Source organism: Roseobacter sp. AzwK-3b, from assembly GCF_000170875.1.
GTDB lineage: Bacteria > Pseudomonadota > Alphaproteobacteria > Rhodobacterales > Rhodobacteraceae > Roseovarius > Roseovarius litoreus.
The window spans coordinates 191,341-203,035 of record NZ_ABCR01000008.1 but is presented as its reverse complement, the minus strand read 5'-3'; the positions used below and the strand labels follow the sequence as shown (position 1 = coordinate 203,035).

At 54.7% G+C, this 11,695-nt stretch carries 11 protein-coding genes and 1 pseudogene; 2 read left to right on the top strand and 10 right to left on the bottom strand.

Annotation, left to right across the window (positions count from 1 at the left end; genetic code table 11):
- A partial coding sequence (istB, locus tag RAZWK3B_RS14900; RefSeq protein ID WP_007816567.1) for an IS21-like element helper ATPase IstB occupies positions 1-672 on the top strand: 672 nt, incomplete at its 5' end.
- Positions 673-746: 74 nt separating this feature from the next.
- Positions 747-1,802: pseudogene (tnpC, locus tag RAZWK3B_RS14895) on the top strand (IS66 family transposase); the annotation flags it as partial.
- 242 nt (positions 1,803-2,044) lie between these two features.
- On the opposite strand, the gene RAZWK3B_RS14890 reads toward tnpC, so the two are convergent.
- From RAZWK3B_RS14890 to RAZWK3B_RS14845, 10 genes are all read right to left on the bottom strand, one after another.
- Complete coding sequence (locus RAZWK3B_RS14890) at positions 2,045-3,817, bottom strand: glycosyltransferase 61 family protein (protein WP_007816565.1); 1,773 nt, start codon at positions 3,815-3,817, stop codon at positions 2,045-2,047.
- 59 nt (positions 3,818-3,876) lie between these two features.
- The gene (locus RAZWK3B_RS14885; protein ID WP_007816564.1) at positions 3,877-5,571 is read right to left on the bottom strand and encodes a hypothetical protein; all 1,695 of its coding nucleotides are present in this window, start codon (positions 5,569-5,571) and stop codon (positions 3,877-3,879) included.
- Complete coding sequence (locus RAZWK3B_RS14880; protein WP_050774252.1) at positions 5,568-5,960, bottom strand: GtrA family protein; 393 nt, start codon at positions 5,958-5,960, stop codon at positions 5,568-5,570. Before RAZWK3B_RS14880 ends, RAZWK3B_RS14885 begins: the two co-directional genes overlap by 4 nt.
- A 10-nt stretch (positions 5,961-5,970) precedes the next feature.
- Positions 5,971-6,819, bottom strand: coding sequence for a class I SAM-dependent methyltransferase (locus tag RAZWK3B_RS14875; protein ID WP_157132275.1), 849 nt, complete (start codon positions 6,817-6,819; stop codon positions 5,971-5,973).
- Between the two features lie 2 nt (positions 6,820-6,821).
- Positions 6,822-7,772 carry a glycosyltransferase family 2 protein gene (locus RAZWK3B_RS14870; protein WP_007816560.1) on the bottom strand — a complete coding sequence of 317 codons (951 nt, stop codon included), beginning with the start codon at positions 7,770-7,772 and terminating at the stop codon, positions 6,822-6,824.
- On the bottom strand, positions 7,759-8,511 hold the full coding sequence (locus RAZWK3B_RS14865; RefSeq protein ID WP_007816559.1) for a class I SAM-dependent methyltransferase: 753 nt from the start codon (positions 8,509-8,511) through the stop codon (positions 7,759-7,761). Before RAZWK3B_RS14865 ends, RAZWK3B_RS14870 begins: the two co-directional genes overlap by 14 nt.
- Before the next feature lie 93 nt (positions 8,512-8,604).
- The gene (locus RAZWK3B_RS20305) at positions 8,605-9,051 is read right to left on the bottom strand and encodes a GNAT family N-acetyltransferase (RefSeq protein ID WP_007816558.1); all 447 of its coding nucleotides are present in this window, start codon (positions 9,049-9,051) and stop codon (positions 8,605-8,607) included.
- A complete protein-coding gene (locus tag RAZWK3B_RS14855) occupies positions 9,048-10,013 on the bottom strand; it encodes a glycoside hydrolase family protein (RefSeq protein WP_007816556.1) in 966 nt (321 codons plus the stop codon). Before RAZWK3B_RS14855 ends, RAZWK3B_RS20305 begins: the two co-directional genes overlap by 4 nt.
- Positions 10,010-10,978 (bottom strand): glycoside hydrolase family protein, encoded by a 969-nt coding sequence (locus RAZWK3B_RS14850; RefSeq protein ID WP_007816554.1) that lies wholly within the window; start codon positions 10,976-10,978, stop codon positions 10,010-10,012. The genes RAZWK3B_RS14855 and RAZWK3B_RS14850 overlap by 4 nt, the downstream gene beginning before the upstream one ends.
- Positions 10,971-11,684: a WbqC family protein gene (locus tag RAZWK3B_RS14845; RefSeq protein WP_037295983.1), complete on the bottom strand. Its 714-nt coding sequence runs from the start codon at positions 11,682-11,684 to the stop codon at positions 10,971-10,973. Before RAZWK3B_RS14845 ends, RAZWK3B_RS14850 begins: the two co-directional genes overlap by 8 nt.
- Positions 11,685-11,695: the final 11 nt, after the last annotated feature.

The following is an 11,695-nucleotide window of genomic DNA, read 5'->3' as shown; positions in this document are numbered from 1 at the left end:
ATACCGATCCTGTCACAGCTACTGAAGGCAGAGATGGCGGAACGGGAGGTGAGATCCATCGCCTACCATATGAAGGTTGCGCGCTTCCCGGCATACAAAGATCTCGCGGGCTTCATCTTTGCCTCCAGTGACATCAACGAGGCCACTGTCCGCCAACTCCATCGCGGCGAGTTCATGGAAAATGCCGAGAACGTGGTGCTCATCGGTGGACCCGGCACCGGAAAAAGCCATGTCGCGACGGCCATCGGTGTCCACGCCATCGAGCATCAACGGCGCAAGGTCCGCTTCTTCTCAACCGTGGAGCTTGTGAACGCGCTTGAACAAGAGAAGGCTGCCGGCAAGGCAGGGAAGATGGCGGAGTTACTGACAAAGGTCGACTTGGTCATCCTCGACGAGCTCGGCTATCTGCCGTTCAGTGCGTCCGGTGGCGCGATGCTGTTCCACCTGCTCAGCAAGCTCTACGAGCGTACCAGCGTCATCATCACAACCAATCTCAGCTTCGCGGAATGGGCCCAGGTCTTCGGCGATGCAAAGATGACGACCGCACTCCTCGATCGCCTGACACACCGCTGCCACATCCTCGAGACCGGCAACGACAGCTATCGCTTCAAAGCCAGCTCTGAAGCCGCCAAGAAAAAGCGAAAGGAGGCACACGCATTGACCAAAACCTGACCGTTGATAAACCTACTTAGGCGGGTCAGTTCTCGGTGAAAATACCGGGTCAGTTCTCAACGGAAATCAACACCCCCGCACCATCGCATCTGATCATGGGCGGCCTGCCGACCGAGGCGACCATCGCCCATGTGCTGGTCAGCAAATATGCCGACCACCTGCCACTATACCGCCAAAGCCAGATTCTGGCGCGGGCGGGTCTTGATCTGCACCGCGCTGTGCTGGCCGATTGGGTGGGTAAGGCGGCGTTCCATCTCAAGCCCGTCGTCGACCGGCTGACCGACCATCTGAAGCGATCCAGCAAGCTGTTCATGGATGAAACCACGGCCCCGGTGCTGGACCCAGGGCGCGGCAAAACCAAAACCGGGTATCTCTGGGCACTGGCCCGCGATGACCGACCATGGGGCGGTGAGGACCCGCCAGGCGTGGTCTACTTCTATGCCCCCGGGCGCGCGGGCCAGAATGCCGAAACATTCCTGACAGGCTTTGATGGCATCCTTCAGATCGACGGATACCAGGGCTACAACCGGCTGACCAAGCCTACCCGCAAGGGCGGCAATCCCATTCGCGTGGCCCATTGCTGGGCCCATGCCCGGCGCAAACTGAACGAAGTCTTTGACCGCGATAGATCAGAGATCGCCGCCGAAGGCCTGCGCCGCATCGCCGGGATCTATGCCGTAGAAGCTGACATTCGTGGCATCTCCCCCGGCCAGCGATTGTCTGCCCGCCAGACCCACAGCGCTCCACTGGTCGCGGCCTTCGGTGATTGGCTGCAGGCTGAGCGACGCAAGGTCTCTGCCAAATCCCGCTTGGGCGAAAAGCTGACTTACATCCACAATCACTGGGACGGGCTGCAGACCTTCTTGGCTGATGGTCGCGTCGAGATCGACAACAACCGCGTCGAAAACATGATCCGACCGATCGCTTTGAACCGCAAGAACTCACTCTTCGCGGGTCACGACGAGGGCGGCATCGCTTGGGGCCGCATTGCCTCGCTCATCGAAACCTGCAAAATCAACGGCGTCGAGCCCTTCGCCTATCTCAAGGCAACCCTCACAGCGATCGCCAATGGCCACCCGCAAAACCATATCGAATACTTGCTACCGTGGAACTTCAAGCCGTCAAGCTAAGCCGTCAGTGTTGTCCAGCGAACGCTTACACAACTTCTTCAAAGCGGCTAGATACAAAACCGATTAAACGCGACACGCTCTAATGCTACATCGTCAGAGTGGAGGCGCTCGATCCGTGAATGGCACGCTGTCAGAAGCCAGCTCGCAATCATGTTCGAAGACCGCTTCCCAATTGCCTAACAAAACGCGTCTGGCGCAAAATTTGGCACAGTCGCCACCCGGGGATTGTCGAAAAATATGTGTTACGCCGTCTCTTCAGAGAGCCAGGCTTCCAACACATCGAGGCGCATATTAAACGCTGCGTGTTTGCTTGATTGACTGCCTTCATTCATCATCGCGACTTGTGGCAAGATGCCCAGTTCTTGAATGGGGCCGACCCAACCACCCCAATTATGTGGAAAACGTTGTGAAAATATCAGTATTCGGGCGTCAGGACGCGCAAAAACAAGCATGTTCAAAGCAGAACCGGTAGGCGCAACGATTATGCTTGCTGACTGTAACGTTCGGACCTGTTGTTTGAATGACATATGCTCTAGGTATACCGGCCAAATATGTTTGCATTTCAGATCTTTCAAAAATTCATCTTCATTGGCGGGTCGCCCCCATGAGCTGTTCTTTCGGCTCAAATAGATTGCCGATGGAAATTGCGGGGCGACTAGACCAAGCTTGGAAAATACCCTTTCTCTGAGATAGGAAAAGGGCGAGGCAAACCAATTCGACTGATGTTCGACAGGAGCTTCATGAGCCACCTGTTCAGTCGGCGGGGCGACAAAATTAGGCTTTTCCAACACCTTACTTCTAAGGTATGCCATAGCAGCAGCAGACCAACATGCTTGCCGCTCAATTGGAACGTCATGGCCGGGCTTCAAATCAAAGGGATAGAACGTAATGGTTGGTGCGACCCATAGATTTTTGACGCGAACCGCCTCCGTGCGACCTACCCGTATCACGGGATTCTCACAAACAGCGGCCAACAAGTCAAAATGCGATTGCGGCATATCTTCATTGACCAAAATAGGAAGATTGGCCGCTTGGTACACAGACTCGAAATGCCTTAACCGAGGCAGATATTCGCTAAACCAGTGACCGAAATGGTTGCTGGCCACCCCTGAAAGATTAATTGCAGTATCTATTTCCCGATCCACTTTGATCTTCTTGATCAACGCGCTGCGGCCAAAGGACCTTAGGACCAGATTATCGGCGCGCATATCTACATATTGGTGAAACTCACGATGCGCGTAATTGTCAGAAATAAAACTGCCATCCTTGCCCAAAACGGCTCCTGATACGCCGCAGACGATAACATCATCCAAAGTCGCGACATAGCCTTCATTGCCGGTGATTGCGGTTGCCTCACTTCGTGTGTCGGCGAAAGGTGCGCCCTTAAAATGAGCAAATTGGATGGTCTCTGCTGGAAACCTGGCTTTGAAGGCGCCGTTTCCATGTTCAACAGCCTCGGACACCGAGACAATTGGCGCGAAGGCCATCAAGGAAGTATTTTGCGCTTCGGCATTCAAAGCGGCTACATGTTCGCGAGCTCTGCCTACACCTTCAATCGCATATAGCCATTCGACCTGCAATTCGGCGGGGATATTGGGCCAAGCAATTTCTACTGATCTCCGAAAGGCCACGCACAGCTCCTCGTCTTCGACGATTGAAATTACCTGGATTCCTTTTTCAAGGATCCCCTTGAATTCGTTGGAATCAAACGCTGATGGCCAATTTGCCACATGGTGCGCGGCAAATCGAAGTGCAGCCCGAGAATTACCAGCAGCTACAGTCGCAAGCACAGTGTAGTACATCGTATGGCTGTCTTTCGGCGCAAGTTTTAGCGCACGATCGAAAGCGGTTGCCGCCTCTTGGTTACGACCAAGGTGAAAATAGCAATAGCCCGTGATAAAAGACCCAAACTGGCTTCTGTCTATGTCTGGAATGTTGTCGTGGCACGCTTTGAGTGCGGCGTCATACTTTCCTTCATAGGCGAGTTTCGCAATCTTGTCTTGAGGCATCGCCATGGTCAGTAACCCCCTTACTTTACTAGCTGCGCTTCAACGGGCGGAGCTTGTACTAGACCTCAATTCTGGGACGACGCCCATATCTCGATGGACTCGTCACTGAACGGTACAACGAGATCACCGCAAAACTCATATTTTTCGTCAATCGGTTGCAAAGCGTCCGGCAAGCGATCTCGTTCAACCTGCGCCGCTGTGGACAGCGCCAGTATGACGCGACCGCGTGGCTGCCAAACCTCTAGAATAGAAAACAGCTGAACCCGGTTGTTGATCCAAGGAGACACCGGTGGCACCGCGTCCAAGAGCAATGCCAAACCGGGCACATTGTATATTCCCAAGAACGCGGCTCCGGGCTCAATCTGGCATGCCTCTCTTGCACGATCCAGAGCAGTCAGCATGACTGCTGTTTCGTTGTCGATACGCAGAGGGCCAAGAACGGGGACGTCTACTGAGGTACCTTGTGCAACGAGTGGCTCAGCTAAATGATATGGGTCGCGCGTATAGCTTGAGAAGATCTGAACGCACACAAGCAGAAGCATCAATCCCGCACAAAGGCGTGCGGCTTGCCCCCTCAAATTGTTCCTCGGTTGGCTTATCGCCAGCAGATAGGCCAAGGCAGTCCAACCTGCCAAAGAGACAATAACCTGCGTGAATAAAGCATTGCCTGTGCCAATGGCAACCGCATAAGGCAACCCGAACAGACACAGCACGAGGATAGTCCGACGCCAGTCGTGCAGCCACGCCGAGACACTGCACAACGCGGTGGCCACCAAGATTGCCAGCAATGCTTCGATTTGTGCATGGTACTGTGTCCGGCCTCCCAAATGATGCTGTCCGAGTACGATGGACACAAGCAGCAGAATAGCGATCGCCTTCGGCATCCACGTCCGCGGAACCCTGAGCAGCGCGACACAAAGGGCCAAAGAAGGCGAGAATAGCAGCAGCGCGTGCCCAATGGAATGGATCATTGTGACCGCATAGCGTTGCAGGCGGTCCACCACGGGTTCTGTCTGAACCTGACGAAAGAGATCAAAGCCAGATTGCAGACTTGCAAGCACGTCCCGGTCCCTCGCGTGGTAACCATACAGCGCGGCAAGAGTGATCCCAAAACCGGCCAAAAGGCTGATTGAAAGGATCAGAATGCCAGAATTGCGCCGGAACGCCCACTGGGCAACAAGCGACACTGCCGCGCAGCATACGCCCGAAGAGGGTTTGTTCACAAAGGCAATGACCAGCATTGCACCACTCATGAAAGCCCACAGCGCAGCTTGGTGCCGGGACGAACTAGTGGCTGCCAAACAGGCAAATCCCAGCCCTGCATAGCCTCCCGCTGAGGCGAGCAAGTTGTAGGAAGGGCTTGGGGCAATCGTGGATACATAAAGCAACCCCCCAATGCTGCTGCTCGCGCACAGCGCCGCGCAGGCCCTGCGACTTGGCTCGATCAGATCCAACGCGAGCGCCACGCGCCAAGCGCCCAGTGCCAGCACCCAAGAGGAGATAAGTAAGATGAACAAACCGCTCAGACGAAACAGCGCCAGCGATCCGCTCAATGACCAAAGCGGAGCCAAGATCCAGTGTTGCGCCGAGATGAAAGCGTCAATGTGCTGCGGATGGCGTCCGGACAGAACGTAGTAGGCTTCGTCGGTGATCTCGATCGCCCTGTCAGAGGCCCAGATCACCCCCAACACCAGCAGTGCAAAAACAAAGCCAGACAGCGCTTCGAGACCGTAGGCCAGCTTGCGAGAATCACAGTTCATTGTGAGTACGTTCCCTTGCGCAAAGACCAGTACTTTGCTGTCGCGAAGTTGAATATGACGATCACAGGCATGATCCCAACTTGCGACCAAAACGGATCGAACTCCCCCAATTCCACGAGCAGCAACAAAGCCAACAGGTTCAAACCGATCGAAAACCCGCCTGCTGTCAGGTATTTGACAAAGCGCCTCCCGTACTTCAATCGATCCGCTGGCCGAAACACCCAGATGAAATTGAGCGTGTAGGCCAAAATATTCCCACTGACCCACGCGATGAGCAAAGATGTCAGATACCCCAAATGCATCCCTTTGAGGGCGCCGGTAAACACTGCAAAGGTAAATACGAAATTGACACCGCCAACGATCAGAAAGCGTGATATTTCTGAAAGCACCAGCAAAATATTAGGGCGCTGTCTTGCGCGCAACAACGACTAGCGTGCCACCAAAGGGCAAAGAAAGCCCAAGCCGGATAAGAGCTTCGTCAAGGTACATGATCTTGTTGAACAGCCAATTGACGCCATCCGAGAAAGTCACCCGTTCGGACAACGCTTGGTCATCTGTACCGACATCGGCCGTTTTGGCCGACTTCGCTCGATCAAGTAAGCGCGAAATGGCCATCAAGGGAAACAGCGTGAACACATGCGACGTGACACGTATCGGGGTAAACCCACTCTGCCGCAGCTTCTCAATCATTTCCGTGCGAGAGTATCGACGCTTGTGGCAAACAATTTCGTCAAGTCTGCTCCACAAGAACATATGCTGTGGCACGGACAATATCAAAGCTCCATCGTCGCTCAACATCTCGTGCACATTCCGGAGTCCAGTGACATCCTGTTCAATATGTTCAAAGACGTCAAACGCCGTAACGATGTCGTAGTCCCTGTCAAGCGCGCCCATGGTTACGTCATACTGGATGAATTCGACAGTGGGCTGGCGTTTCTGGGCAAATTGCAGACCTTTCAGATATATCTCGGAGCCAGTTATGGTCAGGGAACCATCATTGCTCAGATGCTGCACAAAATCGCCGGTCCCGCACCCCACATCCAGTAGTCTGGCCTGCCCAAGCCTGTCCCGCTCGCGGTGCACCAACCAACTGAACAATCTGTTGCGGGATTGAACCCAGAAACTTGTTTCCGCGTAGTCGTCCGTAAGATCAAATCCTTCGTCCGGGTAGTCAGCGTAGTCGCTGGCCACGTCTTCGCTGTAGCACGTAATTCCATCCACCTCCCTAGAGGTCAATCGCTTGCCCATCATTATTCATCCCGGATCACGTAGTTTGGCCGTTTGCGGACCTCTTCATTGATGCGCCAGACGTATTCGCCGATCACACCCAGCATGAGCATGAGCATGCCCCCGATCATCAACACAGCAATCATGAGAGGTGCCCAACCATCGAATGGCGCATTGCCTGTGGCCCAAGCAATGACAATCGTGATCGAGTACACAATCCCCAGCAGGAAAGTGACAAGCCCACAAAGAGAGATCAGCCGGATCGGCAAATACGAGGCATCCAGCATCGCATCCAGAAAGTTCTTCAGTTTCTTCCGGAAATTGTATTGGGATTTGCCAACCGACCGCTGGCGTCGCTCATAAGGGATGAAGCCGGTGCGAAACCCAGGCCACAACAAATCGCCCTGAAAGAAGCGGTGCCGTGTGTCCATCGCGTTGAACTGGTCCATTGCGATCCGGTCCATCAAAACATAGTCAAACCCACCTTTGGGGATTTGTGGCACAGCAACCCGCATCAAGCGATACGCAAGGTTCGAGAAGACTTTGGAAGACACCGGATCATTGCGATTTGTGCGATAGCAAATCACGATTTCAGAGCCTTGTTGCCACCGTTCGACCATCTCGACCATCAATTCAACCGGATCCTGAAGATCGGCCGATATATTGATGATCGCGGCGCCTGTTGCCGCTTTGAACCCTGCAAGCATGGCTGCCATTTGGCCAAAGTTCCGAGTGAAAGAAATCACTCGGACAGAGGGATCACTTTCACGAATACGGTGCAATTCCTCAAGCGAACCATCTCTGGAGCCGTCGTTCACAAAGATCAGCTCAGGCACAAAACCTGGTAGTCGGTCAGCAAAAAGCGTGGTGATTTCTTGATGTGTCTGCGTCAACGAGCCTTCGTTCTGATAGACGGCAACAACAATGGAAACGATTTTCTGTGCGTCCGTGTCGCAATGCTCAACCGCCGTCATGTCCAGCCTCACACACTAGATATATGCTTGAGCACAGGTCAGGATATTGCTGCCCCAGCATATAGCAGCCGTCCAGATATTCCGGCGAAATGATGTCTGTACTGAGCAGGCGATCCCATTGGAAATTGGCCAAGGCTTTAAAAAATATCCCTGACCTGTGCACGACATTCAGCCCTGCCGCAGTGGCATCGCGCTCAAGCGTATCGAGGCTGTACGTGATACGGTGCCCATGATCTTCTTCTGCCGGAGTGACAGCGGCATTGTGTGTGATCAAGCCCATTTTGACAGCGATCTGCCGAGACGGCGCGTTGGCGTTGGGGCAAGCGACAAAGAGACGCCCCCCGGGTGCCAGCCATTCCGTGTTGATGCGGTTGAGGACAGCAACTGGATCGTCAAGATGTTCCAGCACATGAGTCAAGACAATGTTGTCATAGCGCCGCGGCAGAGTTGCGGTCTCGAACAGCGCGTGATGGAACTCAATCGTATCAGGCAATGAAGCGCGTGCTTCACTCATCGCTTCGGCAGACGCTTCTACGCAAGTGATGTCGTCGAAATGCGTGATCAGACGTTTGGTGAAATCGCCCTTGAAGCTGCCCAGCTCCAGGCAAGAACCGGGCGAAAAGAAACTGCTGAACGCGCGAAGCATGTATTTGTGCATGACGTCGAAGTCAAAGTCATATGCGTATTTGCGCTCAGTGGTGTCCGTGAACTCTTCGTCGTAGTTGCGATCACTGGCCATTCTGTTTCACCTAACGTCTGGGCTGCCCGGAGGTGCGCCCTGTATAGTCACCATTCCGCGGCTTGTACAGCAGCGTCAATGGCGTGCGGTGGACTACAGATCGCGGCAATACACATGGGTCTCGGCGCCACGGACTTTCATTTTGAAACCGTGTTTTAGGTACAAAGCTTGCGCGGCAGTGGCCAAGGGTCCGACTTCCAGTGTGATCATGGCGAACCCTTGTACCGTGGCATAGGCAAGCGCTTCTGTCAGCAAAGCATCTGCAATACCCTGACCGCGACGCCGCTGCGCGACACTAACATTGCTGACAAAGGCAGCCTGTCCGGTCGGATCGTTGCAATAGATCGCCACCAGCCCTACCAGCGCAGAGGCCTCGAAGAGTTCAAACCGTTCGGCTTTGGTGTGCAATCGATGGGCGTAAGCCTTAATCTCGACCCGGCTGGACAAGGGTGGATCAAAATCCCGATCACAGGCGAGCAAAAGCCGTTCAATGGCGTCGGCTGACGCTTCGTTCCGCCTAATATCCAAAGGCTGGGTCACGGGACCACTTTTGCCAGACCGAACCCCTCTCGGCCAAAGGCGTTCCCGTTGTAAAGCAAGTACATTTGTCCTTGCATCACAAACAAATGTGGATAGCACTGCATATCTGAATCCCAGCTCCCTGGTGTTCCAGTGAGCGGCAGATCTTCATCCGCGCGGTGCCAGGTCTGCGCATCCTCGGACCAGGCATATCCAATCCGATAGCCTTTGGTCGGGTCAGTGCGAAATCCGTGCACATCACGGTAGCAGAACACCATGTGATAGCGGCCCTCGAATTGCACGACGCTCGGCAAGGCCTGACATTCATTCTCACCAAGGACATCAGGTATCACGGCGCAGCCGTCGGACTTTTGCCAATGCACGCCATCAGAGGACGTGGCCTGCGCAATCTTGTAGACCCGGTCTGGTTCGCTTGTCTCTGTCTCTCGGACCCAGCGCTGCCCGAAAATATACCACATGCGAAACGCTTCAGGGGTGCGCACGACAAATGCGTCGCCCACAAGAAACGGCTCATGCAGGCTGGGCCCCAGCACAGGGCCTATGCCGTGGCGCTGGAATGTCGTTCCGCCATCCGTGCTTTTTACCAAACCAATCCCGGTGTCCACAGAGACCGAGACGCGGCGCGTCCAGCCGGTGGTATACCCCCAAACCTCGCCATCGACGGGCAGCGGATTGAGGGGAAAAACGCCGTGCTCGTCAAACGCCCCAAGCGGACCCCGTGCCAGAACCTCGTGGTGCGCCACGCCTTCAAGCTGCGTCAGATCGGCGTTGAAATCGGCATATGACACGCGGCTCACGAATTTTCCGGGTGCTTGGGCATCCCGTTCACGCGTCGAGAAAAAGACCCGGCGCCCGCCATCCTGTCGCAGCAGGACTTGCGGCGATTGCGCGAACAACCCCGGCCCGGCAATCAAGTCGTGCTCGGACGGGGTGAAAATCTTGCCTATCTTCTCAATCTTCATGGGCGGCGCTCCAATCGGGCCAGACCAAAGCCTTCGCGTCCGACCTCGTTGCCCAGATAAGCCATATAGGTTTGTCCATCGACCTGAAAGACATGCGGGTAGGACACCATTTCGCTGTCCCAGCCCGTTTCCGAAGGGTGCATCCCACACAGGCTGTCGTCTCTCTGCCAGGTCCGCAGATCCGCGCTGTGGGCGTATCCAATTCGGTATCCACGCGCATGGCCACGGTAGTCGGTAGAGTATCGATAGCAAAAGAACATATGATACCGCCCGTCGTGGAAATGCACATCCGGGCTGGCTTGGGCTTCGTCTTCTTCGACCACCGTGTCGATCAGATGGTGTCCATGCTTGACCCAATTGCGCCCATCGTCAGACATGGCCATGCGAATGCGGTAGACCGGTTCGGGGCGTCCCTTATGCAAGACCCATTTTGTCCCGGCAATGTAGAACAGGTAATAGGTTTCACCGAATTTCCGGATTTTCGGACCGCTCATGACAAACGGCTCATCTGGCGAATACCCTATGATGGGCCCCTGCCCCAGCTTTTCAAAATGCGCGCCCCCATCACGGCTGAGCGCGGCACCAATGGCCACGTTGAACGGAACGCTCTCGCAGCGTGTCCATCCCGCATAATAGGCCAAAACGCCGTCTTCTGTCTTGATGACCGAGATCGGATAGGTGCCAAATTCATCAAACGTGCCTGTCTCTCCGAGGCGCAAAACCGGCGCATCAGCGACACGCACCACCCGCGTCAGGTCCGTCCGGTCCAGATCGACCCAAGATGAGTAACTTGTGAAATGGCCGTTGGCGTCCGGCTGTGGACGACAGGAGAAATACACCCGCACGACATCATCAAAAATCAGTGTTGCAGGGGCCTGTGCAAAACACGCCAGCCAAGGCCGGCAACTATAGGCGCGCGGATCGAAAACCTTGCCCAATTTTTGCCATTGGAATATATCAGTCATTGTGTGGGGGCACCAATTCGTATCCGGTCTCGATCAGGTGCCGCGCATCACTGGGCGTATTGAACATCATGATGTCCAGAACCGACAGATCGGGCAAAAATTCCGACCCAAATTGTGCATATCGCACGTCCGCCCGCTGCAGAAAGCCAAGGGTGATGCCGCGCTCACGGAAGGCTGACGCCTGATACAGATCCCGCCCCCCAATCGGATTGATATACTCGCGCGCGCCCAGCGTTTCACACAGGCTCAGCACGCGGTCCTGACCCTTCAGGCCTGTATCAGGCTCAATGGACGACGACACCAAAATCGGCGTCTGAATGTCCAAATATGCGCAAGTCCGCACGAGGCCGTGGTGCAAAAAATCAAACAGGTTTTCGCTTTCATACGTCAGAACGTCTTCGATTACTGGAAAGGCTTGGTCAAAACAAGGCGCTTTGCCGTATGCACCCTTGATCTGCGCCAAAAGTTTTTGGGGATTATAGGCCTTAGCCACATGGCGGCACTTTACATCGAGGTAGTCAGACGCCTTTTGCACAGGCACGGTGAACGTCACAGCGGTCCCGTTGCGAAGAAATCGGTTTCGATTGATCCAGCCTTTTTTGGTGTACTGTATATCATCATAGATCACAAAGCGGTCCGCGTAGTGCAGCAGTTGAAAGTAGCCGATATACGGCAAAATGTAAGGCTGCATGATTGCAATTCGCATGGTCAGCACCC